The 24,400-nt window shown below is 46.4% G+C and carries 28 protein-coding genes; 15 read left to right on the forward strand and 13 right to left on the reverse strand.

Going from position 1 to position 24,400, the window contains the following annotated elements; genetic code table 11:
* Positions 1-49 precede the first annotated feature (49 nt).
* Positions 50-694 (forward strand): hypothetical protein, encoded by a 645-nt coding sequence (locus tag AC0MA3_RS00960; RefSeq protein WP_379152955.1) that lies wholly within the window; start codon positions 50-52, stop codon positions 692-694.
* Positions 695-746: 52 nt separating this feature from the next.
* Here the strand turns inward: AC0MA3_RS00960 and AC0MA3_RS00965 are convergent, their stop codons facing one another.
* On the reverse strand, positions 747-1,121 hold the full coding sequence (locus tag AC0MA3_RS00965; protein ID WP_474654838.1) for a PilZ domain-containing protein: 375 nt from the start codon (positions 1,119-1,121) through the stop codon (positions 747-749).
* 279 nt (positions 1,122-1,400) lie between these two features.
* Between AC0MA3_RS00965 and AC0MA3_RS00970 the strand changes: the two genes are divergently transcribed.
* Positions 1,401-2,993 carry an ABC transporter substrate-binding protein gene (locus AC0MA3_RS00970; RefSeq protein ID WP_474654839.1) on the forward strand — a complete coding sequence of 531 codons (1,593 nt, stop codon included), beginning with the start codon at positions 1,401-1,403 and terminating at the stop codon, positions 2,991-2,993.
* A 185-nt stretch (positions 2,994-3,178) separates the two neighbouring features.
* Here the strand turns inward: AC0MA3_RS00970 and AC0MA3_RS00975 are convergent, their stop codons facing one another.
* The 5 genes from AC0MA3_RS00975 to AC0MA3_RS00995 are packed head-to-tail and all read right to left on the reverse strand — an operon-like array spanning position 3,179 to position 7,403.
* Positions 3,179-4,096 (reverse strand): MBL fold metallo-hydrolase, encoded by a 918-nt coding sequence (locus AC0MA3_RS00975; RefSeq protein ID WP_474654840.1) that lies wholly within the window; start codon positions 4,094-4,096, stop codon positions 3,179-3,181.
* A 15-nt stretch (positions 4,097-4,111) separates the two neighbouring features.
* On the reverse strand, positions 4,112-5,137 hold the full coding sequence (locus AC0MA3_RS00980) for an ABC transporter substrate-binding protein (protein ID WP_474654841.1): 1,026 nt from the start codon (positions 5,135-5,137) through the stop codon (positions 4,112-4,114).
* 37 nt (positions 5,138-5,174) lie between these two features.
* A complete protein-coding gene (locus AC0MA3_RS00985) occupies positions 5,175-5,939 on the reverse strand; it encodes an ABC transporter permease (RefSeq protein WP_474654842.1) in 765 nt (254 codons plus the stop codon).
* Positions 5,923-6,711, reverse strand: coding sequence for an ABC transporter ATP-binding protein (locus tag AC0MA3_RS00990; protein ID WP_474654843.1), 789 nt, complete (start codon positions 6,709-6,711; stop codon positions 5,923-5,925). Before AC0MA3_RS00990 ends, AC0MA3_RS00985 begins: the two co-directional genes overlap by 17 nt.
* A 29-nt stretch (positions 6,712-6,740) precedes the next feature.
* Positions 6,741-7,403, reverse strand: coding sequence for a Crp/Fnr family transcriptional regulator (locus tag AC0MA3_RS00995; RefSeq protein ID WP_474654844.1), 663 nt, complete (start codon positions 7,401-7,403; stop codon positions 6,741-6,743).
* A 261-nt stretch (positions 7,404-7,664) separates the two neighbouring features.
* On the opposite strand from AC0MA3_RS00995, the gene AC0MA3_RS01000 reads away from it, so the two are divergent.
* The 5 genes from AC0MA3_RS01000 to AC0MA3_RS01020 are packed head-to-tail and all read left to right on the forward strand — an operon-like array spanning position 7,665 to position 10,996.
* Positions 7,665-8,249: a TetR/AcrR family transcriptional regulator gene (locus AC0MA3_RS01000; protein WP_474655155.1), complete on the forward strand. Its 585-nt coding sequence runs from the start codon at positions 7,665-7,667 to the stop codon at positions 8,247-8,249.
* Between the two features lie 20 nt (positions 8,250-8,269).
* Positions 8,270-9,091 (forward strand): substrate-binding periplasmic protein, encoded by an 822-nt coding sequence (locus tag AC0MA3_RS01005; RefSeq protein WP_474654845.1) that lies wholly within the window; start codon positions 8,270-8,272, stop codon positions 9,089-9,091.
* Positions 9,092-9,133: 42 nt separating this feature from the next.
* Entirely contained in the window at positions 9,134-9,778 is a 645-nt protein-coding gene (locus tag AC0MA3_RS01010; protein WP_379152937.1) for an amino acid ABC transporter permease, read from the forward strand.
* A 19-nt stretch (positions 9,779-9,797) separates the two neighbouring features.
* Positions 9,798-10,544: an amino acid ABC transporter ATP-binding protein gene (locus tag AC0MA3_RS01015; RefSeq protein ID WP_474654846.1), complete on the forward strand. Its 747-nt coding sequence runs from the start codon at positions 9,798-9,800 to the stop codon at positions 10,542-10,544.
* A 17-nt stretch (positions 10,545-10,561) separates the two neighbouring features.
* Positions 10,562-10,996: an OsmC family protein gene (locus AC0MA3_RS01020; protein WP_379152932.1), complete on the forward strand. Its 435-nt coding sequence runs from the start codon at positions 10,562-10,564 to the stop codon at positions 10,994-10,996.
* Positions 10,997-11,174: 178 nt separating this feature from the next.
* On the opposite strand, the gene AC0MA3_RS01025 is transcribed toward AC0MA3_RS01020, so the two are convergent.
* The 3 genes from AC0MA3_RS01025 to AC0MA3_RS01035 form a co-directional block, all read right to left on the reverse strand.
* Entirely contained in the window at positions 11,175-12,818 is a 1,644-nt protein-coding gene (locus tag AC0MA3_RS01025) for a peptide ABC transporter substrate-binding protein (protein ID WP_474654847.1), read from the reverse strand.
* A gap of 215 nt (positions 12,819-13,033) precedes the next feature.
* The gene (locus AC0MA3_RS01030; protein ID WP_474654848.1) at positions 13,034-13,255 is read right to left on the reverse strand and encodes a hypothetical protein; all 222 of its coding nucleotides are present in this window, start codon (positions 13,253-13,255) and stop codon (positions 13,034-13,036) included.
* A 467-nt stretch (positions 13,256-13,722) separates the two neighbouring features.
* On the reverse strand, positions 13,723-14,484 hold the full coding sequence (locus AC0MA3_RS01035) for a DUF975 family protein (RefSeq protein ID WP_474654849.1): 762 nt from the start codon (positions 14,482-14,484) through the stop codon (positions 13,723-13,725).
* A gap of 297 nt (positions 14,485-14,781) precedes the next feature.
* Between AC0MA3_RS01035 and AC0MA3_RS01040 the strand changes: the two genes are divergently transcribed.
* Together AC0MA3_RS01040 and AC0MA3_RS01045 are read left to right on the forward strand one after the other, a co-directional pair.
* The gene (locus AC0MA3_RS01040) at positions 14,782-15,732 is read left to right on the forward strand and encodes a hypothetical protein (protein ID WP_474654850.1); all 951 of its coding nucleotides are present in this window, start codon (positions 14,782-14,784) and stop codon (positions 15,730-15,732) included.
* A 1-nt stretch (position 15,733) separates the two neighbouring features.
* Entirely contained in the window at positions 15,734-15,925 is a 192-nt protein-coding gene (locus AC0MA3_RS01045) for a hypothetical protein (RefSeq protein WP_474654851.1), read from the forward strand.
* A 158-nt stretch (positions 15,926-16,083) separates the two neighbouring features.
* Here the strand turns inward: AC0MA3_RS01045 and AC0MA3_RS01050 are convergent, their stop codons facing one another.
* Positions 16,084-16,974, reverse strand: a complete 891-nt coding sequence (locus AC0MA3_RS01050) for a sulfurtransferase (protein ID WP_474654852.1) — start codon at positions 16,972-16,974, stop codon at positions 16,084-16,086.
* Positions 16,975-17,158: 184 nt separating this feature from the next.
* Here AC0MA3_RS01050 and AC0MA3_RS01055 point away from each other — a divergent pair, with 184 nt between their 5' ends.
* Positions 17,159-18,163: a phosphotransferase enzyme family protein gene (locus tag AC0MA3_RS01055; protein ID WP_474654853.1), complete on the forward strand. Its 1,005-nt coding sequence runs from the start codon at positions 17,159-17,161 to the stop codon at positions 18,161-18,163.
* 5 nt (positions 18,164-18,168) lie between these two features.
* On the opposite strand, the gene AC0MA3_RS01060 is transcribed toward AC0MA3_RS01055, so the two are convergent.
* Positions 18,169-19,524 (reverse strand): cryptochrome/photolyase family protein, encoded by a 1,356-nt coding sequence (locus tag AC0MA3_RS01060; RefSeq protein WP_474654854.1) that lies wholly within the window; start codon positions 19,522-19,524, stop codon positions 18,169-18,171.
* A 256-nt stretch (positions 19,525-19,780) separates the two neighbouring features.
* Between AC0MA3_RS01060 and AC0MA3_RS01065 the strand changes: the two genes are divergently transcribed.
* Genes AC0MA3_RS01065 through AC0MA3_RS01085 form a run of 5 tightly spaced genes read left to right on the forward strand, consistent with a single transcriptional unit; the run spans position 19,781 to position 23,305 of the window.
* Positions 19,781-20,752 (forward strand): ABC transporter ATP-binding protein, encoded by a 972-nt coding sequence (locus AC0MA3_RS01065; protein ID WP_474654855.1) that lies wholly within the window; start codon positions 19,781-19,783, stop codon positions 20,750-20,752.
* Positions 20,745-21,491: an ABC transporter permease gene (locus AC0MA3_RS01070; RefSeq protein WP_474654856.1), complete on the forward strand. Its 747-nt coding sequence runs from the start codon at positions 20,745-20,747 to the stop codon at positions 21,489-21,491. Before AC0MA3_RS01065 ends, AC0MA3_RS01070 begins: the two co-directional genes overlap by 8 nt.
* On the forward strand, positions 21,491-21,865 hold the full coding sequence (locus AC0MA3_RS01075; RefSeq protein WP_474654857.1) for a GntR family transcriptional regulator: 375 nt from the start codon (positions 21,491-21,493) through the stop codon (positions 21,863-21,865). The genes AC0MA3_RS01070 and AC0MA3_RS01075 overlap by 1 nt, the downstream gene beginning before the upstream one ends.
* A gap of 13 nt (positions 21,866-21,878) precedes the next feature.
* The gene (locus tag AC0MA3_RS01080) at positions 21,879-22,580 is read left to right on the forward strand and encodes an ABC transporter ATP-binding protein (RefSeq protein ID WP_474654858.1); all 702 of its coding nucleotides are present in this window, start codon (positions 21,879-21,881) and stop codon (positions 22,578-22,580) included.
* Positions 22,574-23,305 carry a hypothetical protein gene (locus AC0MA3_RS01085; RefSeq protein WP_474654859.1) on the forward strand — a complete coding sequence of 244 codons (732 nt, stop codon included), beginning with the start codon at positions 22,574-22,576 and terminating at the stop codon, positions 23,303-23,305. Before AC0MA3_RS01080 ends, AC0MA3_RS01085 begins: the two co-directional genes overlap by 7 nt.
* 100 nt (positions 23,306-23,405) lie before the next feature.
* On the opposite strand, the gene AC0MA3_RS01090 is transcribed toward AC0MA3_RS01085, so the two are convergent.
* Together AC0MA3_RS01090 and AC0MA3_RS01095 are read right to left on the reverse strand one after the other, a co-directional pair.
* Entirely contained in the window at positions 23,406-23,786 is a 381-nt protein-coding gene (locus tag AC0MA3_RS01090) for a PilZ domain-containing protein (RefSeq protein ID WP_474654860.1), read from the reverse strand.
* A 184-nt stretch (positions 23,787-23,970) separates the two neighbouring features.
* On the reverse strand, positions 23,971-24,255 hold the full coding sequence (locus tag AC0MA3_RS01095; protein WP_474654861.1) for a hypothetical protein: 285 nt from the start codon (positions 24,253-24,255) through the stop codon (positions 23,971-23,973).
* Between the last annotated feature and the right edge of the window lie 145 nt (positions 24,256-24,400).

Consider the following 24,400-nt stretch of genomic DNA (forward strand, 5'->3'; position numbering starts at 1 on the left):
GTTAAACTTTTCTGGTGTACACAAAGAGAGAAAACATCAGGAGGGTATTATGAAGAAAAAAGTTGGTTTATTATCTATGGTTATGGTGTTAATGCTGATGATGATTACAGCATGCGGCGGGAAAGACAACAAAGAGGTTAGCTTGGGTGTGACTGAAAGCGGTACTTACACTAATGACTTTTTCGGGTTATCCCTTAACTTCCCTAAAGAATGGGTTTATCAGGACGCAGACCAGATGATGAAGCTTATGGATGCAGGCCAGGAAGTGGTTGCCGGAGGGGACAAAGCCAAGAGTAAAATGCTTGATCTGGCGAAGACCAAAACGCTGAACCTGCTCATGGCTTCTGAATTCCCTTTGGATTCCGGTAAAACCGGAGCTTCTGCTATCTCGGTTGCCGAGAAGGTCAGCATGCTCCAAGGCATTAAGGATGGTAAGGACTATCTTGAATCTTCAAAAAAATTGATGGAAGACAGCAAACTTCCGTATGAATTCGAAGCGATCAAGACAGTCAAAGTCGGTGGTAAAGATATGGATATGATGAAGGCTTCCATTAATACTGGGGCGGCATTGGTTACACAAGAATATTACAGCACCATTATTGACGGGTATGCATTTAACCTCATTCTTACGTACGTAGATGAGAAGACCAAGGCTGAAACAGATAAGATATTGGAATCTGTATCGTTTAAATAGGAACCGGAAAAAGGAGCATTCCCTCAGAAGGAATGCTCCTTTTTTGTCCCTATTAACGAACCAATATTTTACCTTCGCCGGCCAGTGTGCGCAGTATTCTTGGAAGTCGGTCACGATCAGCTTCGGGAATATCCAATTGAATACCGTAATGAAAGGTGCCCTCCTGTTCCCTGTTCCATTTCAACGTTCCTTCTATATAGATAGTTTCTAAGGAAAGATTCATCTCCATACCAACACGTACCTGATTAACATCCGGATTGACGTTCAAAGGAATCGACAGTCGGCATCCCGAACGGCTGATGTCATACAGTACGGCATTTACAGGCTTAGGAGGAACCGGAGTTCCATTGATGGTAAGAATATGAAGATCGAATTCAACAGGTTCTAAAAGGGTGTACCGAAAGGGCTCGGTTCTGCGGTTATTCATCATGTGTTCCTCCAACCTTTTCCAAGTGTATTCTAAATTTATCGACATGGAAGCGGGAGAAGTGAAGAGCTTTGGGCATCTTGACTACTTAAGACAATGAATCCACATTCTGTTCATAACCCCTCTTTCAGGCACTATAGTTTTGATATATACATTCTACATTGATGAAGTCGTTGCAAAAGTATGTATAATCGTTGACGGCCTGCATTCAATGAGGAGTAACTTTTCTTTATACTATGAATGTAAACGATTACATATATCGATGGGGGGCATAATCTTTTGAAGAATCTAAGAGGGTTGACACTGCTGTCAGGTATTCTAACTCTGTCGCTTCTAAGTGCGTGTGGAGGCAATAATAATGGTAACACTGGAGGGAATGCTGCGGATCCTACCGCTTCTGCTGCAGCAACACAGGCTGCGGGAGATAATGCTCAGCCTGCCGGGGATGCGGGCACAGTGGATACATCCAAGCCAGTCACACTGAAGATGATCTTCGTGGGACCGAAACCAGTCGACTATGATACGGTATTTGCGGAGATCAATAAGAAGTTGAAGGAGAAGATCAATGCTACGGTAGAAGGCGAGTTCCTGGACTGGTCGGACTGGGCGCAGAAATATCCGCTCAAACTTGCGGCCAACGAGAATTTCGACCTCATTTATGCGGCGAACTGGGCAGGGTATAACGATCAGGCTCTCAAAGGCGGCTTCCTGGAACTGACCGATGATATGCTGCAGAAGTACACTCCGTTAACCTGGAAGGCAATGCCAGAGGTGAGCTGGGGTCAGGCAAAGGTGAATGGCAAGCTCTATATGGTGCCTCAGAACCGCGGGGAAACTGTTGAGAAGCTGATTCTGTACCGGGAGGATCTCCGTAAGAAATACAACCTGCCGGAGATCAACAGCCCGGAAGCGTATGCAACTTATCTCAAGACGATCGCCGAGAAGGAGAAAGGCGTTACTCCATTCGTGCCGGAGACGGGGGACTGGAAGCTGCATAATCTGGACCGGGTGCTGCTGAAGCAGCAGAACGAATGGAACATGCTCGACTTTGATCTGCCAATTGGCTTCAAGCTGACCGACCCTGCCGGTAAAGTATTCAATGTATACGAAACGCCGGAATTCAAGGACCTGATCTACTATTATAAGGATCTGGCCGATAACAATGCCTGGTCAAAAAGTGCATTGAACAGTAAGCTGGATCACCAGCAGGAGTTCAAGGCCGGGAAGACGGCTTCTATTACACACAATCTGGGTACCCTTGGCGCTCTGATGACTGATATGCGGGAGAAGAAAACACCTTATGAATTAGCACTTGCAGACATTACACCGGATAAGAAGAAATCTGTGGCTGTCTCTACGCAGAACGGGATCGCTATTCATTCGACCTCGAAGAACCCGGAACGGGCGCTGATGATGGTTGATCTACTGCAGAACGATAAAGAACTGCACGATCTGATCATGAACGGAATTCCAGCTGTACATTACAATCCGGTTGGAGATGACAAATACACAAATGCAGAAAAGAACGCCAACTTCACTGGTTTTTCCAATTGGGGCTTTAACTCGCCGCTGAACCGGGATAATGCTTCCTTCCCTGAAGAAGCGAACGCGCTGACAAACAAATGGGAAGGAGAGGTGTATCACTATCCTCTGGAAACCTTTGCGTTCGATAATAGTAAGGTCAAAACGGAAGTCGCTAACGTAGGCAATGTAATGCTCCAATATGGCATTCCGCTGGAGTATGGAACAGTGAAAGATGTAGACAAAGGTTTGGCAACCTTGCAAAAGCAGGTAAAAGCTGCCGGAATAGACAAAATTATTGCAGAAGTACAACGTCAGATCGATGAATTTTTGGCCAAATCGGCAAAATAATTATGTATCAGAATGAGTTAACTTGTTTCCGTTGGTTGTTATACTCAAAGCATAAAGAAGAGCCCGCATTCTGCGCGGGCTCTTCTTTATGTATTAGTCAACTTTGTCAATAAGGATATTGAACCTCTCCTTACAGCAGACCTTAAATTAACTATAGAATCTTGAATATACTGGTTCAAGTATACTCACAATTCTAACTCCATTAAATCACGGCCCATGGTGATGGGACCTTTATAAATCTCCTGCATGCCTGTACTATACTCTGCTTCTGATTCTACCGTTTCTGCTGGTGCGGGGATGTGATGGGTGAGCACCAGATGCTTTACCTCAGCCTGCTGGGCCATTTCAGCTACTTCGTGTGTAGTGGAATGGTATTTGGCGGGATTGGATAGGGAGGCGGCTTGATCCGGGAATTTCTCAATCAGGGCATCTAACCATCTCTTGTTATAGGATTCATGAACTAGAAGATCAACTCCCCGGCTGTATTTAACCATGTTGTCAACGGGAATGGTGTCACCTGAAATGACCACAGACTTCCCATTATACTCAAACTTATAGGCAATCGCAGGATAGACGGGTTTATGATCGACTTCAAAAGCTGTAATCTTGATGCCCTTTTGCTCATAAATTATGCCTTCATTGCATTCAAAATAGTTGATATTGGCCCCTTCGTCAGCCGAGAGGTTATAGTTAATTCGCAGATTGACATCGAAATCGAAGGCCAAGCGCATCTTGCCGATAATCTCCTTAGTGTTGGTAGGTCCATAAACATTCATTGGCGTTGAGCGGCCCTGAAATACCTGATTGGCATTGACATGGGTGCGCCAGCTGGAGATGAATACATCGAAGAATCCCGAGTTATGATCGCTGTGATGATGAGTGAAGAGAATATCTGAAATCCGTTGCGGCATGACACCCGCTTTAAGGAGCTGATCTACAGTAGCACCACCGCAATCCACCAGGAAGGTATGATCACCGGCTAGAACGACAACACCTGCTTTGGCCCGGCCCTGAAATGCCCGTGGTGTGCCTGTGCCGAGTAAAATAACTTTTAAGTTCTCATGAAAGCCTGGTAATTGTCTGGTCTGATCTTGTATTTGCATGTAGGTTGTACCTCCTTATCTGTCCTTTTTCACTTCATTTAATAACGATAAATCGATAAACTTGCTTAGGTCGAGCTTATCCTCAGTAATATCCTTGATGTATCCTGCGTCAAAAGACACCTTAGCCATGGTCTCGATAACCTCCGGATCAACCTCATCGGTTAGGTTCAAATGTTCTATGGCGCCTTTGATTAATTTGACGTCCATGCCTTTTCCACTTAATTCTTTAAGCTCTGCGCTAATTGCTTCATAGGCTTCTGCAGGATGCGATTGAATAAAGTCAATTCCGTCCAAATTGGCCTGGATCGCTCGTTTGGCTAGATCACGATGCGTTTGCAGAAATTTGTCGCTGGCTACTAACAGGGTTAAAGGGTAGTTGCCATCATTTGGCGGGATTTTGTCCCAATCGACCAAGACCTCGCCAGTGCCTTCCTCTACCATCTGCATTCCCCAAGGCTCCGGAATTAAGGTAGCATCGACTTCTTTCTGACGCATGGCGACCAACGTGTCTGCTGGAGCACGGGTGATAATCTGTACGCCGGATGTATCCGTCGATACCTTCAGACCTTCCTGTTCTAAAAGTAAACGCAAAGAGATTTCATTGGTGCTGCCTTTGGTGGGAACAGCTACGGTTTTGCCCACTAGGTCCTTCACGGAATGGATGCCGGCATCTTTGCGGGCAATGAAGACCGCACCTCCATTATTCGAACCGGAAATGATCCGAAAGTTCTCACTCTTCAGAAACTGGTTGATGGCAGGCCCAGGACCCACAAAGCCCAGATCAATCTGATGGGTTGCGATGGCAGTGGAGAAGTCAGAACCGTTGTCAAAGGCAGTGACCTCAATCTTGACATTTGCCCCGAAAGCATCCTGAAAGTAGCCGTTCTTCAGGGCAATGAAGGCCGGAGCATGGGTTACATTTTTCAAAAGCCCAATATGAACTGTCAGATTACCTGTTGTTGAAGCGTTCCCGCCATTATTTCCGCAAGCTGATACGACCAGAGTGAATACTAGCAACAAGACGACCGATAATTTTCTCATGATTGTTCCCCTTTACCTTGGAGTGGATGATTTCAACTTATCCTTTGGCTGAATCTAAGCCGTAGCGGAGCATAATTCGATCCTCCAGCCTTTTGAAGCACAAATGATCCGACAGGGTGCCGATCACGGCGATGATAATGACAACACACAGGATCGTTGCGGTATCGCCAATGCTGCGGCTGTCCTGCAGTGTCTGGCCCAGTCCCAGCCCTCTGGCAATAAGCTCACCAGCAGTAAGTGCGCGCCAGGCAAATGCCCAAGCCACGCGGACTCCGGTGATGAGATGAGGGAAAGCCGCGGGAAGCATCACTTGAAAAAACATCTTAAACCCGCTGCCCGTACCCATCATCCGCGCCGCTCTTAAATGGATGGTGGAGATATTCAGAATGCCGGTTCGGCTGGCCATAGACATGGTCCAGGTTGCGCCGATGGTGGTGATGAAAATAACGGAGGTATCGTTAAGTCCGAACCAGATGATGGCGAAAGGCAGCCAGGCAATACTGGGAACTGTCTGCAGCGCAACGACCAGGAACCCAAAGGTTTCATCAAAATAACGAAAACGGGCGAACAAGAATCCCAGCAGCGTACCGATTCCAATGGCAAGAACAAACGAAATCAGCAGGCGGCGAAGACTGGAAAAGGTGGCCTCCAGCAAATTCCCCTTCGTAAATCCATCGTAAAAGGCTTGATAGGTCTGCAATGGAGAGGGGAATTTCCAGCCCCATTGAAATATCCGGTAGCTCAGCTCCCAAGCAATAACAAGAATAATCAGAAAAATAATCCTTCTAAATGCTGTATTCATGATCTATCTCCCCTTGAACAACCTTATCCAGTTCATCTGTCAGAACTGTCAGAATATTAGTTTCGAGAGAATGGATCAAAGGATCATCCAGCGCATGAGGGCGGGAGGCCCGGACGGCGAATTCCTGTTTAATCCGTCCGGGCTGTGTGGACATGACTAACACACGTTCAGACAGAAGAATAGCTTCGCGAATATTGTGAGTGATAAACAAAATGGTTTTCTGCGTTTTCTGCCAGATCTCCTCCAGATCCTTTTGCAAAATATAGCGGGTCTGCTCATCTAAGGCTGCAAAGGGCTCATCCATTAATAAAATTTCCGGGTCCATGACCAGCGCTCTGGCAATCGCAACCCGTTGCTTCATCCCGCCGGAGAGCTCATGCGGATAACGTTCCACGAATTTACTTAAATGCACGGCTTTAATCTGCTCATAGGCCAGCTCATAACGGGCTTTTTTGGATAAGCCTCTTTGCTTTAATCCAAAGGCAACGTTGTCGAGTACGGTTAACCAAGGAAAGAGCCCGTGCTCTTGAAAGACGACAACACGGTCCGAGCCCGGTGACGTAATGCGCTGCCCGTTGGCGGTAATCGAACCCCCATAGGAAGTCTCAAACCCTGCGATCAGGTTTAATAAAGTAGATTTCCCACAGCCGGAGGGACCTACCAAGGACACAAATTGCCCGCGTTCTACTTGGAAGGAGACCTGATCCAGTACCGTGTATGATTCTCCTTTCCGCTGCTTGAATACTTTGCTGACATTGTTGATTTCGATCATGTGATCACCTTCCTGACCCAAGCGCCTCATTAAATATCTGTGAAAAAGCGGTTTGGATGATAAATGATAATTTTCTTATGGTTGTAGTCAATAAGTGCTTTCTCACGCCATTTATTCAAGGTTTCGGTGACCGTCTGTCTGCTGCAGCCAATTACATAAGAAATCTCTTCATGACTGAGCTGCAGTTGCAGATGGATCTGCTCATCTTTCCGAGTGCCCATCTGGAATATTAACCAGGCCAATCTCCATGCCACAGGCCGGCTGATTAGCGTCTCAACCATGTTTTGGGTCTGCAATAGCCGATGGGCGCCGATAACCGCTAAAGAGTACGCAAACTCAGCGTTGGTCTTGGCTAAATCCAGAAATATCTGCCCGTCTAACGTGATCATCTGACAGTCTACCAAGCACTTGGCATATCGTTTGCGTTGAAGGTTCGCCAGCAGCTCCGCATTCCCGAAGATCTCACCGGCATAACGTAGAAAGAGGGTAATGCCTTGACCTTCCTGAGAGGACTGTGAAATTTTTACTAAGCCTGTGTCTACATAAAAGACTGCATTGGCGGGATCATTCTCCAAAAAAATGAATTCGTTTTTCTTATAGGATTTTGGGGTTCCGTATTCTTGAAAGACACGAAGAAGGACCTCCTTGATCTGCTGCTTCTCTAATAAATCCAAGGGTTCAATGGAATCCATAAATAGGTCACCTCTTATCGGAAGAGTCTATAGAACAATAATTCACAGTAATCTTATGTGATATATGTATATTAACACAATCCATGCGTAAAAAATGTCGTGTAGCTGACAATAGGAAGAAATATCAAGAATCTATTGACAATAACACAGTTATCCTATAGGATTTGAAAAAAGACAACTGACTGACGAATCAATCAGGAGGAGGGACAGGGATTGCCTATAGATGACAACAATGGAAATATAGATCGCAGAACCCAGCTAATGCAGATCGCTTTGGAGAAGTTCGCCAGGCTGGGGTATCATCAAACGAAAATATCTGACATCGTTCAGGAAGCCGGTGTAGCGCAAGGCACCTTTTACTGGCATTTCAAGAGTAAGGAAGCTATTGCACTAGAGATTATCGACACGGGCAAGGAGCAGCTGCTGCAAGTGATATCCCAAGGTTACCGTCAAGATCCGGGAAATGTAGCGGATATGGTAAAAGCTTCAGAAGCACTGTTCCACAGGTTGTTCAATTTCGCCGCAGAGAACCGCCATCTGATGGAGATTCTCCTGATGGGAAATGGAGCCGACCATACCATAAGGACACGTATTTCGGCTACCCGAAATGCGATGGAGCAAGCTTTTCGCCGGAATATCGAAAGAGCGATTGAGCTGCAAATGCTGCCTGAGGGAATAGACGTTGAGCTTCGCGCTGCACTGTTGATGAGTATGTGTGACGGTTTACTCTCACGCTGGTTATTTGGCTCCGAAGACATTCATTCTAAGGTTGCAGAGGCCTCGGCACAGCAATTAGCGAGTGAATTGGCCAATTTTGAATTTTACGGATTGTTGGGAAAACTATAGATAAAGGGAGAGAAACAATAATGATAAAACGTAAATTTGCTATGGTTACAATAACAGCGCTGGCTATGTTCGGTCTGGTTCTAAGTGCTTGCGGCGGGAAATCAGATTCGGGAACTACGGCATCGAATGAACTGGAACAAATTAAAAAAGCAGGCGTGATCAAGGTTGGTACAATGGGAACCTATCCGCCGTATACCTTTTTGAATGATAAGAAAGAAGTAGACGGTTTTGACCCTGATATCGCCAAGGAAATTGCCAAACGTCTTGGAGTAACAGCAGAATTCACAACTCAGGATTTCTCCGGGCTGATCCCAAGTCTGCAAGCGAAGAAATTCGACATCGTCATTAGCCAGGTTACGATCACAGATGAACGTAAGGCACAAATTGATTTCACGGATTCTTATATCACGAACAATGTCAAGATCATCGTCAATACCAAGAATACAGATATCACGAAGCTGGAAGACTTCAAAGGCAAGAAGATTGGTGTTGGACTGGGAACAAACGATGAAACTTACCTGCGTACCGAAGTGCTGCCGAAGGTTGGGGATTTTGAGATCAAGACCTATGATGATGTCATTACATCTCTGAAGGATCTGGATGCAGGACGGATTGATGCGACCATTAATAATCTGTACGCCTTGAAGCCGATTGTGGATGAGAATGGATTTCAGATTAAAGCCGTTGGCGAAGCAATCAAATCCGATATGGCGGGTGTAGCTCTTCGTAAGGATAATGCAGAACTGCGGGATGCCATGAATAAAGCTTTGGCGGACATGAAGGCAGACGGCACTTACGATACTCTTTTTCAGAAATGGTTCAATGAGACTCCTGCAAAATAATAGCTTGAATATGCGTTCTAAGGCAGGAAGGGGGTAGTATCAATGCAACTCGTATTCGACAATCTGCCCTTCTTGCTGAAGGGCGCCGGGTATACCTTGATTTTGACGATTGTCTCCATGTTCTTTGGTTTGATCATCGGGCTAGTGGTGGCGATTGCACGGCTCAAAGGGAATCCGCCGATTCGGTGGATTGCCCGTTTCTATGTATCTATTATCCGCGGTACACCGCTCCTGGTACAGATAGTAATCATTTATTATGGGCTTGTGGATTATGGAATTACGCTGGGTTCCCTGACAGCAGCTTATATTGCGCTTAGTGTGAATGCCGGGGCGTACTTGTCCGAGACGTTTCGCGGGGCGATTCTGTCTGTTCCGCAGGGACAACTGGAGGCTGCGTATTCAACCGGAATGACGCCATGGCAGGCGATGCGCAGAATTGTGCTGCCTCAGGCCATGCGTATTGCGATCCCTCCTATGGGCAATACGTTTATTGGTATGCTGAAGGAGACCTCACTCGTATCGGTGATCACAGTCAGCGAACTGCTGCGTCAAGCACAGCTGCTCATTGCGCAGTATTATCAATATATGCCTTTTTATCTGGGAATCGGAATCATGTATTGGATTATGAGTACAGGGTTGGCCTTCATCCTGGAGAGGGTTGAACGGAGATTAGCCAGAGCTTACTGAACATGGAGATGACATTAATATGATAACGACTACAGGCTTATCTAAGCATTTTCAGGATCATGAAGTGCTGAAGAGCATTAATATACAGGTGGCCGCACAAGATATTGTCGTCGTCTTGGGACCTAGCGGTTCTGGGAAAAGCACATTGCTTCGCTGCTTAAATGGTCTGGAGGACATCTCAGGCGGGAGCTTTGAAGTGAACGGGATTGTGGTGGATGCCGCAGCCTCCAGACGTACGCGCCAACTGGCCACGCGGAATATCCGCAAGCAGAGCGGGATGGTTTTCCAGCAATTCAATCTATATCCGCACAAAACAGCGCTCGGTAATGTAATCGAAGGTCTACTTACCGTGAAGAAGCTGCCGAAGGATCAAGCGGTAGCTATCGGCCGGAAGCTTCTGGACCGTGTTGGACTTGCGGATCGTGAAGACTATTATCCTTCCCGGCTCTCCGGCGGACAGCAGCAAAGAGTGGCGATTGCCCGATCTCTGGCCATGGAACCTGCGGTAATGTTATTCGATGAGCCTACTTCTGCGCTTGATCCCGAGCTTGTAGGTGAGGTGTTGAGCGTAATGCGCGAGCTCGCCCAGGAGGGTATGACGATGCTGGTCGTAACACATGAGATGAAGTTTGCCCGTGAGGTGGCCTCCAAAGTCATTTTGATGGCAGATGGAAAAATTGTCGAAGAAGCCGCTCCGCAGCGGTTTTTTGAAGATCCCCAAGAGGAGCGTACGCGGAGATTCTTACGACAGATCAGCGAAATTTAAGGAAGAAGGTATATATTATGAAAGTATCGACCATTTGGAAGGGTAAACGGATGTTTAATTCCACAGGGCCTTCAGGTTATTCCGTAGGAATGGATGCAACTCCCAAATACGGCGGAAACGGCGAAGGGATGACTCCGATGGAATTGCTGCTGGCAGGTTTGGGAGGCTGTATGGGTATCGATATCACAATGATACTGGATCGATTCCTGCCTGAAATCACACGTCTCGAAATTGAAGCAGACGGAACACGCAAGGAAGCGAATCCTTCCGGATTTACAGCGATTGACCTGTATTTTCATATCGATGGGAACGTCCCTGATTACCGTCTCTGGAAAGCCATCCTGATGGCTGAGGAGAAATACTGTGCCGTCTCTGATTCACTCAAGGCAGAGATTCACCCGCATCTAATCCTTAATGGAGTAGAAGTAGAGAAACCAGAGAAAGCAAATTAAATTTAGTTATATATTAACTTCACCTAGTAAGATGGATGAAACGCAAAGAGGACCAGATTTTAATCCCGCTATGGGGTTTCCGGTCCTCTTTGCGTTATAGCTGAGCGGTTATTATCGATTAATGATAAGTGATCATAACTTTGTGTTTATATGTGAATTGTTGCTTCGAACGGGACTATCACATTGCGGATTGCGAAGCATTACTCTTATAACCACGAGCGAACTCAAACTTTTTCTCAAAACTAATATATACTCCTTGAATATTCGTCTGTTGCATCCACAACTCAGATTCATAATTCAATGGGATAATGAGTGCCTTATCTAAAAGAATCTGTTCTGCTTTTTGCATCATTTGCGCTTTAGTGGTAGCATCGCTGGTCAGATGTGCATTTTTGACATAGCTATCATACTCAGAATCTCTCCAGCCTGCTTCGTTGAGCGGATTGGTCGAAGTGAAGTAATCAAGATAATATAATCCGTTATTATAATCAGAAGTTAGAGATTTATATGTAATTTGATATTTGGTCTTGCTGCGGTTTAGTATATAAGCTTCACGTTCTTGGACTTGGATCTGAACGTCGATGCCAAGGTACTTTTTCCAAAAGTCCTTTAACTCGATCGCCGACAAGTAATTAAGACTGTTTGGTGAGGAAGTAATCGTTATTACAGGCAGTTTTTTGAGGTTAAGTTCCTTCATACCCTTCGCTAACAACTGCTTGGCAAGGGTAATGTTTTTTTGCATGTAAAGCTTAGGATACTCTTCTCGGAAACTCTTATTCGCTCCTGTTACTCCGGGTGGGAGAAAGCTAAATGAAGGCACAGTACATTTACACGCTGTCATGGTCTCTCTGTCCAATGCTAAGCTTAACGCCTTTCTAATATTTATATTGTTAAGCGGTTTTTGGCTTGGATTAAGGAGCATGAAGCTAGTCTGCCGACCGCCTGTTTGCTTTAGTCCTGGCATTTTAACTTTCTTTGCATATTCAAGATCCTCATCGGTTAATTGATGGTCTAAGAGAATATCGAGTTCTCGTTTATTAAATAGGTTGGTAACTTCGTCAGTGTATCCGAATGTAATCTCAACCGAGTTCCACTTTATTTCGCTCCGCCGATCGTAATAAGGGTTTGGAGTAAGGGTCATTTTGACACCATATTCCCAATTTGAGAGTTCTAGCGGTCCGTTCGTAATCATATTTTTGCTAAGATCCCAATTAGCATTCGATTGTACGCTCGTTGGGTTTACAGGATAGAAAGCTACCTGCGAGATCAAGTTCAGAAAGTTGGGTACTGGTTTAATGAGTTTAATCTGCAAAGTCTTCTCATCGAGTACTTTAACGCCTATCGTATTTGATTTGCCCATAGCATACGAAGCAGCATTCTCAATCGGGAAAAGTAAATGCGCCTCAGGCTTAGTATCCTGAGGATCCAGCATTCTCTTCCAAGAATATTCAAAATCGCTCGCGGTAACAGGCGTTCCATTGTTCCACTTGGCGTTTTGTCGAATATGAAACGTATATGTCATTTCATCAGTAGATACTTCCCAGCTCTCGGCCGCGGCAGGGATGACTGTTCCTTGTTCGGATTCTCTTGTCAGCCCCTCATACAACGCGGTAACATATGATCTTTTTTCGATGTCATTAGCTAATGCAGGATCTGCGAGGTGCTCTCTTTCGAAATGAAGCTTTAGAACTTGCTCTGGTGGCGAACCTTCGGATGGTGCAGCATTATCCGCGTAAGCTGGGGAGTAATTTGGAGCAATTGCTGGTGAAAATAAAAACATAAATACAAATAAAAATAAAGTCAATCGTTTAAGCCACTTCATGATGATGCCTCCTGTATAAATTTCTCAAACTTCAAGTATTCAACACGCATATTCCTCCTTTTATCGGTAGGCGATGTGTTAGCAATGGATCTCCAAACGGCAAACAAGCTAACCAAGGTATAACCCTTGATCAGCTTGTCAGTCCGGCTAGTCTTTTGTACATTTACGTGCGGGTTCCAGAGATCACTGCATTTGCGCCGCCCGTTCGAGGGCTTTTAGAATTTATTTTCCGTGGACTCGGAGTCCTGACGTTTGATTGCTTCTTCGTCTCGTGCTCCATTTAATTCATGTTGGTTCTGATGAAGTTCCTTGATCGTATCTCTATAAATATGGATCTCCTGACGGTTCAATCCGTCACGATTTTCTTTCAAAAGCCAATTTTCCATCGTTTTCTTCAGAATTTCGCTTTTTCGTTCCAGTACTTCCGTATAACTCAATTTACTTCATCCTTTCCTTTTTGCAGTTTCAGACATCGGATAGACATTATTGACTTGTTGGCTCGTACGTGTAATATCACATCCGACGTAATGTATACCATTCTACAGGAAAGTCCAAATGTACCCAACGAGGACCAGTCGTCCTCAGATAGGGAGAGTACCGCTAAGACGGGAACTGAAACTTTCAGCGGACGGGTTCGCAAAAGTGCTTCCGGATACTCATGGATGCTGACAGATACTTCTCCTTCGTGTAAATTGCCTTGGCTAGCAGCACCCATGCCTCGTCGAGAAAAAGTGAATCGGACCAGAACGATTAAGTTTGGCTTCTGTTCTAATTGACTTCTAAATGTATCAATAACTAAAATGATTACATTGAAGATGATTTAAGGATAGTGGAGCTGCTGCAGCACTTGATGCCTAACGCTTTAGCAGCTTCATCTTGGTATTAACAAATAGCAGATACGATTCTAAAAATAGGTAGTCTGTGCTAGCCGGAGTTCATGTTCTGTTGTCAAATGATAGGCAAGCGCATTATTGCGTAATTTCAAATAAAGCTCAGCCTTTGTGGCATTGATATAGGGCTGGACGAATAAGACGCCGATGCCGAGTGCCAGCAGGCCAAGCAGAATCCAGCCGATAAAACTCAAATCAAGCACAAACATGTGGAATTTATGCCCGTGAGTCATTTGCCTGCTTAATTCTACTGCACGCCTATATCCGATGGTTGGATTATCTGCAAGGATGTAAGGTACCTGACTGTACGCATAGGATTTTATTATTCCTGGAATGATCAGTAACAGGAACCACAAGAAATTCAAAAAACCACTCCAGAGCATGGTTAGAACTATAGCCCAATACCGTTCCTTGTTAAACGCATAGCCAATATTGCCCATACGGACTTCACCCTCGGCAGATTGCTTGAAGTAACGCAACGAACCTACTTTAAGAGGAGAACCGATCAGGATATAAAATGCAATTCCAATTACTGCGATTATACTAACTATGAATAATACGATAAAAAGGAAGGGACCTAAAATTCCCCAATCCATTTCTTGAACGGAGTTGGAAAGTTCTAAGCGGTGCGATGAGGATCCCATTCTTTGATTCAAGCTTGGTATACCCGAGCCTTCTCCGAGAAAAACCAGAATTAAACTTACCACAAAAGCCTTCCAATACGAGGTGCGGAGTACATCCTTAGCCCTTCGTTTTAATTCTTTGCGATCCAACATAAAAACCTCTCCCCAGTTTGCATTTTGTTCTTCGTCTTACAATTGATACCATAGATTATACGAATAGACAAACAATTAATTATAATAATATTTGACTGAGTACTGAAGATTGCAGAAATTATGCGGGAAACAATGTTAATGGCGGGCATCCATTGAGCCTGTATACATCGTGCGACGTACAAAAGCCCGCATACGCTGCGGGCCTATCTACTCTAGACCAGGCAATCTGTTTTCCACTTTAAAAACGATATAATTTTCTTAAAGCTCCATTCTGGATAGAAAAGGTGAATCACGGGTATGAATCCATTTACTAGAAAAGTCAAAGTGCCTTACATCAGATTCCGCAAAGCCAACACCCTCCGAAATGACTCGACCCAGCATGACTGGCAGCACTGGGCGGGCTACCAGGATCAGATTCAGCAAGTTCTAGAGCAAACACTGGAACATAACCGCTGTGGGCGCGGGCATATTTTACTGCTTGGGGCCGGGAACGGAAACGATGTGCCCATTTCGTACATTGAGTCTATATTTGAGCGGATCACAATCGTTGATATCGATGAAAAAGCGCTGGACCGTTTTCTGGCCAAGTCGGCGCACCCGGAAAAATACGAACGGGCAATCATTGATTTGACCGGAGTAGGAACGGAAGTGTCATCGCCGGATGACTTGAAAGCAAAGGTAGACGAATTGCTGCCAAACGTGGATTTCTCGCCGTTGCACCCTCCTTTTGACGTGGTCATGAATTTATGCTTCACGACGCAGCTCATCTCCGCTTTTTTTTACCGGAAGAAAAACAAGGTTGCCCATACGCCAGAATTCAGCGCTCAGCTGGATCGGCTGCTAGAACGGATCCATATCAATATCTTTCAATCTTTGCGTGGCCTCCTGGTGCCGGAAGGGGTGATTGTCCATTTAACCGATACTTTGTTGCTGCAGCACATCAAAACAACCGGCTATACCAGCCCGGCTGCTTGTAAGACTCTGGAGCTGACGGGAGGAAATCTCCGGGAAAACTTGGACCTGATTTATGGGCATCTGCCGGAGATGGCAAAACAAGGCTTGTGCCTGCCGGGGGCATTTGTCCACGTTCATCCGCAAATTATGCGGTTGTATAAAGTTGAACTAAGGTTTTCGCTGCTGTGGGAGTTCGTTCATGACGAATATGAAGACAGGGATTACTTTGTGAGCGCGCATGTGCTGACCAAGCACAGGAATCGTATCGGCTCAGCCGTCCTCGGCAGCCGGTAATATGGAAAGACAGGTAGCGTCTGTCGCTTCGAATTCCACCGCAGCCTCCCAAAAGCTGAACTTCACGGTGAGCGATGTGCCTTATTCGTCTGCTGAGTACAAAAAGATCATTCAAACCTTTGCTCCTTATCATTCGTTAAGCAAAACCAAGCTCGAGCATGTGGCCGTAGATGTCAGCAGATACGCGCCTTGAGCCTGTGCAGCAATTGTAACATGCGCGAATCGCTGGAAAAGCACAGGAAATCCGTGTTTTTTGAAATCAAGTTGCACCGCCAGTGTAGCGGTAATCAGCACAAAAAGCCCGCGTCCGCCGAGAACCCGACGCGGGCTTTTGCATGCTTATGCCATTGTTCATTCCTCTCCAATAGCCACGGGATTCTGCTCATAACTAATCCAGTCGCTCCAGCTCCCCGCATACAGCCGTACGTTCTTGAACCCTGCCTTTTCAAGGGCCAGCACATTCGGGCAGGCGGTAACGCCGGAGCCACAGTAGACGATAATTTCTGCATCTTTGTTCAGTCCAGAAAAATGCTCCTGCAGCTGCTCGGCACTCTTAACACTGCCATCTGCATTCTGCGTGTCCTTCCAAAAGAAGTTGACCGCTCCTGGGATATGTCCGGCTTTCTTATCCATCGTCTCATTCTTGCCTTGATAGCGGTCATTCGCACGAGAGTCGACTAGAATGGGAAGAGTAAAGGATATCGAATCCGAACCTGAAGATGTAATGTCCGCGCCGGCATTAACCGTATGCACAGACACCTGACGAACCTCATCGACACTTACCAGCATCTGCGGTTGAAGCTTTGGTGTGAAGCTGCTTGGTACCCGCACCGGCTGATGATCTGTGACCGGGAATTTCTCAGCTTTCCATGAACTGAAGCCGCCCTCCAGAATGAATACCAGCTCATGCCCGAGGTAGCGCAGCAGCCACCAGAGCCGTGCTGCGTTCATACCGCTCTCATCGTCGTAAGCAACAATACGTGTATCATTGCTGATTCCGAGTTTGGAGAGACGTGCAGCAAGCACCTCCGGATCGGGAAGCGGGTGGCGTCCGCCGTGGTCACCTACTGGACTTGATAGATCCAGCTCCAGATCCAGATAAATAGCACCCGGAATATGCTCCTGCTCATAGCTTTCCCGTCCGGCCTGCGGTTTACCGAGGGTGAAACGGCAGTCCACGATGGTCTGCTCGGGCTCATAGAGCCTGGCCAGTAGCCAGCGCTTAGAAACTGTAGCGTCCATAAATATCCCATCCTTTGCTCATATCAATATGAAATTTATTATAGCGGAAAAAACACAGAGACGCATACATGCCTCTAATTCGTTTTCAGTGATGGGAAAAGGGATTTGACACAGACGGATGACAAATATAGTATTGCTTTTGAACTGATAGGTGATTGAAATTCATGAAAGAGAGGCGCACCTTGTGGAAACTATAGTTAGCGAGATCTGGCCGCAGTGGACTGGAACCTTGGAGAAGCGCAGCGGAGGCTGGAATAATACGACTTATATTGTAAACGGCGGTGCCCGGAAGAGCATTTTGCGGATATATGATACACATCGTGACAGGGAAAAAATAGAATTTGAGCATGCTGTGCTGCAAAAGCTGGGAAAGCTTGCTTTACCTTTTAAAATACCAGTGCCGATCGTTACCCCAGCTGGAGAAACAGTGGTGCAGTTGAAAGATGCAGACGGCAAATTCGCCTGCCTGTTCAAATATATTGACGGGGATTCACCGGCAGAAGGGGATAGCGGATATTTCGAATCCTTCGGGGAGGCTGCAGGCGTATTATCTTCCACTTTGGCTGACATTCATGCCGGCCTTGCTCCGGTGTACAAGCCATATTATGAACTCCGGCAGGCATATCCGCTATGCAGTGCAGATACGATCCGTGAGCTATGTCTGAAGCCGGCTGTGCCGTTTGCAGAACTTGCTCAAGAGCTGAACATGCTATATGAAGCTTATGACAACATCGCTGGATCGCTGACAGAATTGCAAGAACTGCCGCACCAGCTGGTACACGGAGACCTAAATGCTTCTAATCTTCTGGTAGAGACAACCGCCCGCCGGCAAGTAGCCGCGCTGCTGGATTTTGAATTCTGCACCTATGATGTCCGGGCGATGGAGCCGGCGGTTGTTTTGTCCGGGCTGCTTGGACATGCGGAGGAAAGGGCCGCAGTCCAAGCTTTTTGCCGGGGCTTCAGCCGCCATATCCATCTCACGGAAGCAGAAATTAAGGCTATTCCAGTTCTGATGCTGCTTAGAAAAGTAGATGTTTTTCTTCATTTTGTCACCCGGTATCTGGAGGGTACAGATGAGGCGCATGTGCTCCAGGAGCAAGTGAAGCTGCTGGCAGAAGACTTAATTCAGTTATCGGCAGGGACAACACTTATTTTGGGAATTCTAAAGCAAGAACAAGAGTGGATTTGAAGCGTCTATCCTTTACTTTGGAGAATTTCCTTATAGATTTCAATCGCCCGTGCCCGTGAACTTTTCAGATCCACAATCGCTCCGGGGCGGGGGAGATGGATTTCTTTGTCAGACAATTCTGACAGCTCCGGCAGCCAGGTACGGATATAGCTTCCGCTTGGATTATGAGTCTGTGATTGGGTTACCGGATTCATAATCCTGAAGTAAGGGGAGGCGTCGAATCCGAGAGAAGAGCTCCACAGCCAGCCGCCCCGGTTCAGCACATTATCATAATCGCTCAGCTTCAGCCGGAAGTACCGTTCTCCGTATATAAATGGACAGCCCAGATTCTTCGAGAGGAACATCGCGGTAATCATCCGCAGACGGTTCGGCATCCAGCCTGTTTCGTTCAACTGGTGCATAGCCGCATCGATGACAGGAATACCAGTGTTCCCTTTTGACCAGGCTTCAAAATGTTTGGTACCCAGGCTGGTCAGATCAAAGACATTCTCATAGTTGAAAAAATCAGTATCCAGACGGGCCTGAAGCAGGTAAAAATCCCGCCAGGCCAGCTGCCTCAGCCAATCTTCTCCGCTTCGTTCTTCCTCTGTAAGCCTTACATATATTGCCCGTGCTGAAATTGCTCCAGTATTCAGATGCCGGCTGATCCGGCTCGTGCCATCCTCCGCATATTGATCCCGATTCACTGTGTAATCCGCCAGTTTTTGACTAAGAAAATGATCGAGCATTCGAATTGGATCCAGATCTTTGGTCTGACTGGATACTTGCCTGAGCTGCCGGCCAATCTCATCCGGAACCCTGAAGGTATCCGTTATACCTTGATCCAGGCTGGCCGTTTGCAGTTTCTTCAAGTCTGTGGAATAAGGAGGACGGAAACGTTCTGCGAGGAAGGTGCGCCAGCGGCGGTAAAAGGGGGTGAACACCTTATAAGGTTCTGCCCGCCCGCTCCACTCCATGAAATCATCCAAGTCACAGAGCATGCTGTCTGAGTAAGCTTGATAACGGATACCAAGAGAGGATGCTGTATCATTCAACAGCTTGTCCCTTTTCACTGCATAAGGAGTGTAATCTGCATGAACCATTATTTGCTGAATGGGCTGGGTCTGTACAAGCTTCTTGACGATTGTGTCAGGCTCGCCGTACAGAATATGAAGCTGTTTTCCCGCACGGATATAATCCTGCTGTAGCCTTGCAACTTGCTTGAGAAAGTTCAGGCCGCTGTGTTCAAGATACCGCTCTTTACGCAGCAGAAAAGGATCAAGGATCAGTACATGTAAGCTGGCTGCACCAGCAGAATGGATAGCATCAAAGGCCGGTAGATCGGTAGTCCGCAAATCTTTGCGGTGAATGAAGAGAATCATAAGTACGGGTTCCTTTCCTAAAAAAACTGATCTTTTGATCATAGCGGGACCCTACAGCTTCCGCAAGCCAAATATGTTATTACCCGTAATATGATTCAAGATACCAGCTTCTTGAATTCATCGTCAGCCTTGGTTCCGCTGATTTGGTCTGGAAGAATTAGGCTTTACAAATGACATGAGTCGGTGTACTATTTAACTAACACACCGGTACAACGAAACATAACCGGAAACATTTGATTTCATCCAGGAGGGTGCCATGAGTCAGATTGCATATCATGCTGAATCATCAGGTTTTGGGAACGAGCCGATTATCTTGCAAATGAATGGTGTCAGCAAGATTATCAAAGGGAAAGCGATTGTCGATAAACTGTCTTTTGATATTCGTAAGGGAGAAATTGTAGGGCTGCTCGGACCTAACGGAGCCGGCAAAACGACCACAATCCGGATGATGACCGGATTAATCCGTATGTCGGAAGGAGATGTGCTGGTCGACGGGCACAGTATCCGTAATAACTTCAACAAGGCCATCGCCCACATTGGCGCGATTATCGAGAACCCGGAGTTTTATCCCCATCTAACAGGTTATGACAATCTGAAGCAATATCAGCGGATGAGTGATGGCATCACAAATGCCCGAATCGATGAAGTGGTACAGCTAGTCGGCCTGCAGGAAGCTATGGGCAAGAAGGTAAAAGCCTATTCACTGGGGATGCGCCAACGTCTTGGGATAGCCCAGGCTTTGCTGCAAGCGCCAAAGCTGTTAATCCTTGATGAGCCTACGAATGGGCTGGATCCTGCTGGAATCCGTGAGATGCGTGAATATATGCGTACAATAGCTGAGGTGGAAGGGATATCGATTCTAATATCCAGCCATATGCTTGCAGAGATCGAACAGATCTGTCACCGCGCGGTTGTCATTCAGAATGGTCAGCTGATTGCTGTAACTCCCCTGGGAGAAGAAGTGCAGGCCGGAGGTGAGATCCCACTTACGATCCGGGTGGATCAGCTGAAAGCTGCTCTTGCTGTCATTGGAGCCCAATCGGGAGTACAGCTCATTCGGACGGACGAGGCGAATTCTGAAGTCGTGGTCAGTATAAAAGATAACGAAGTGCCAGAGCTCGTGGCTGCACTCAGCGAATCAAGAGTGGGTGTCTACCGAATTACAGACAACAAACAGAGTCTGGAAGAAGAATTCCTGAAATGGACAGGAGGGAACCGCATTGCGTAAATTCAATAATCTGGTACTGAATGAGTGGCTAAAATTATCCAAGAAACGCACCTTTTTCGTAGCTTACGTGCTTTTAATCGGATTGCCTTTTTTGGTAGGGTACATTGTGCATTCGGTTGCGTCCGATCTTTTTGCCTCCGGGCCTGCATTTGCGAAGGAAATGATGATGCCGAATGCTATCGGCCAGGTACTGAGCATCCTGGTCATTATTGGGACTGCAGGTATGGTCACTAAGGAATACAGTCAGGGAACCATCAAATTCCTGCTGATCCGTGCGCGTAGCCGAACTGCCATTCTGGCCTCGAAATACGTGACCGTGCTGCTGTATGCACTAAGCCTGACCGTCGTGACCACCATTGCGGTGTATGCATCAGGCAGTGTGTGGTTTGGAATGGATGGGAGCAGCTTTGGTATTCGCGATGTTCTCACTTCTGTGCTCTACAACAGCGTGTATCTGGTGATGTACACTGCGCTCTCTTTTATGATTGGAATCCTGACTACTTCCACTGGAGTAACCATAGGGAGCACGATGTTTGCTATTACGATTAGCAATTTGGTTATTTTCCGCGAGTTCTACAAATATGTATTATTTCCTAATATGAATCTGGCGGCTTATGAAGGGGGAGGAGCCCCCATTCCGGGAATGACTCTGCACTTCTCTATCCTGGTGCTGGCAGTATACTTCGTATTGTTTCTTTTGGCAGGGTTTATGGTGTTCAGACGAAGGGACGTTGCTTGATGACCATAGAATTTGACAACAATCAGCCGATTTATCTCCAGATTATGAATTATCTGAAAGGGGAAATCGTCACCGGAAAGCTGAAACCAGGCGATAAAATCCCCTCCGTACGTGAATTGGCCGCAGAACTGCAGATTAATCCGAATACGGTGCAAAGAACCTTTCAGGAACTGGAGCGTGAAGAAATCGTGGAAACCCGGCGCGGGATGGGCAGATATGTTACAGGTAATGAACAGACTATTCTCACAATAAAAAAAGAGATGGCACAGGATGTGCTGGAACGATTTTTTCGGGGCATGCAGGAGCTGGGCTTTCAGAGCGAAGAGATCCTGACGGCTGTAGCAGAAAATATTGCTTCAAGGACTAAATCATAGGGGGATTATTTCAGTGGACAGGATACTTCAGGTTGAAAATGTGACCAAAAAATACGGTTCCAAGCACGCACTGCATGATGTCACACTGGGGATCGGTGCGGGTAAAATCGTTGGTCTGCTCGGCAGCAACGGCAGTGGCAAGACTACGCTGATGAAGCTTATTGCCGGGCTTGCCCACCCGACTTCAGGAAAGATCTCCGTGCTTGGTGTTCCGGTAGGAGAAGCGAGCAAATCGCTGGTTTCTTTCATGCCAGACCGTCCCTTAACCGAATCCTGGATGAATGTGGGGGATGCGCTTAAGTTTCAGCAGGACTTTTATCCGGACTTTGATCCAGGCAAAGCGAAGAAGATGCTTGAATTCATGAAGCTTAGGGGGAATGACAAGGTCCGCACCTTGTCCAAAGGAATGAGTGAACGCCTGCAGCTGACTATGGTGCTCTCACGCCGGGCTAGCTTATATATTCTGGATGAGCCTATCGGCGGGGTTGACCCTGTTGCCCGGACAAAGATACTTAACGCGCTGATGGAGTTCTATGAGGAAGACAGTACAATTCTGCTCTCCACACATCTTGTAACGGATATTGAGCGGATCTTTGATGAAGTGATCTTTATCAAAGAGGGCCAGCTTGTGCTTCATAGTGAAGTGGAGGAGCTCCGGCTTCAGCATGGAAAAAGTGTTGATGAGCTATTCAGAGAGGTGTATGCAGAATGCTAAGGCTGATGAAATACGACTTGAAACGCAGACGGGAACGGATTCTTGCGGTATTTGTTATCATGCTACTGGCACAGGTCGGAACATGGATTTCGAACAGCTCCATGGGTGTTGAACTACTTTCATATCATATGATGATCTACGGTATTTTTGGATGCATCCTGCTGCTTTTTGTCGTGTTCAACTATGTTCGCTACTTGAAGTCTTATGCCAGAAAGCTTGTACCGGTAGGTACTGTTCAGAACGTTCTTTCGCCACTACTGCTCATTTGGGTTCTGCTCTTCCTGGTGGTTCTTATTGCAGCGATCCATCTGGGTCTATATGTTCTGGTGTACTCCTCTGATTTTCTTCCGGTGAATTTCTGGCATGTGGTTCCTTCGAGCGTACTGAATCTTCTTTGGACCTCCGGATTTGAGTTGATCCTCTTAATGTTTGCCATCACCGTAGCCATGAGCCTCCGGGTAAAAGGGACCATCTGGATCGCAATCGCCGTGTTTTCGTTGATGGATAACGGAATAAGCTTTATCGAAAATAAGTTCTGGGGAAGCTACATGAATGCACTGGATAAAGCATTCCAGTTTAAGATTTATGATGCTTCTGCCATACACCCTGGACTAAGTCTGCCTGGCATCGGAACGAATCTGTGGGCACTGATCTTTGAGGCTGCTGTTGGAGCCATTCTCATTTATGTAATGACTGTGCTGATCAAGAAGAGGATTGAAGAATAGGTGACCTTGTCTTCAGCAGCCTCTGGTCCTGGCATAAGGCAGAGCCACGCATCACAAATAGACGTCCTCCTGAAGGAGGGCATCTAACATGACGAGCCTGTTATAATCCTTGAGCGCTGCGGGTGTTGGTCCAGAGCTCCAATTCACGCAGCAGCTGCTCTTCTTCGTCTTCCTGTAAATCGAGACGGATTCCATACTGGAACTGGCCCAGTCCGAACATCCATCCCCAACGCACGCTGCCTTCGAATTGCAGCTTGTCTTCCGCGAGCTGGAAATGAATGATCAGCTTCGTATCACCAGCGGTAAAGCGGAGGTTAAGCGAAGTGCGCACCTTGCAGCCGGAACGGCTAAGGTCAAGCAGTACCCCTTCTGTCAATTTTCCGGCACCTGGACCGGAATTGCCCGCGGGAAGTTCCAGCCAGCATTCGATGGGCTGGTTCATCACGTATCGGAACGGTTCTTTTCTGCTGGAGTCGTCCATATGTACCTCCGCTGTTTTTTTTGCTATTATATCGAACTGTTCGGATCTGGGCAATCTACTAAAGTGCTATTTTTGAAATAAAAGAATTATATTTTCAGAATGATAACAGAAATCCCCTCAGCCTCAGTGGTATGAGGGAGGGGATTCCTAAATGAAGCGGTACTATGTAGAATCGCTTAGCGGGTTACAGATTGTAGAGGGAAGACATGCAGTCAACGAACATTTTGTTGTATTCAGACCGTGATAAGTCCCGGGAGGAAGCGATGTCTCTGCCCAGGAATTCAAACCATGTAATTTCAGTGTGATCCTTTTTATAAAAGAATCTCTCATGCTCCATAGAAAAAACAGCATTTTCATACGAAGGGACATGCTCATATTTGAGCTCAGTACCCTGCTTCTCGGAAATTAAGGTAGCCAGAAGGATAAGCATTTTGAACGGGTCATCATACATTTCGAATTGTTCTGACATCAGAGATCACTCCTTGTGATGGTTGATGAACAGATTATACTTCAGCGTTCTCATGTAAGCATTATCATACAGATAACATAGTATTATTTTGCTATAAGCGATCAGATAAATGAAGAAAGAACATCCTGTCTATATGCGATGTGAG

The sequence above is a fragment of the Paenibacillus sp. LS-5 genome (assembly GCF_056121505.1).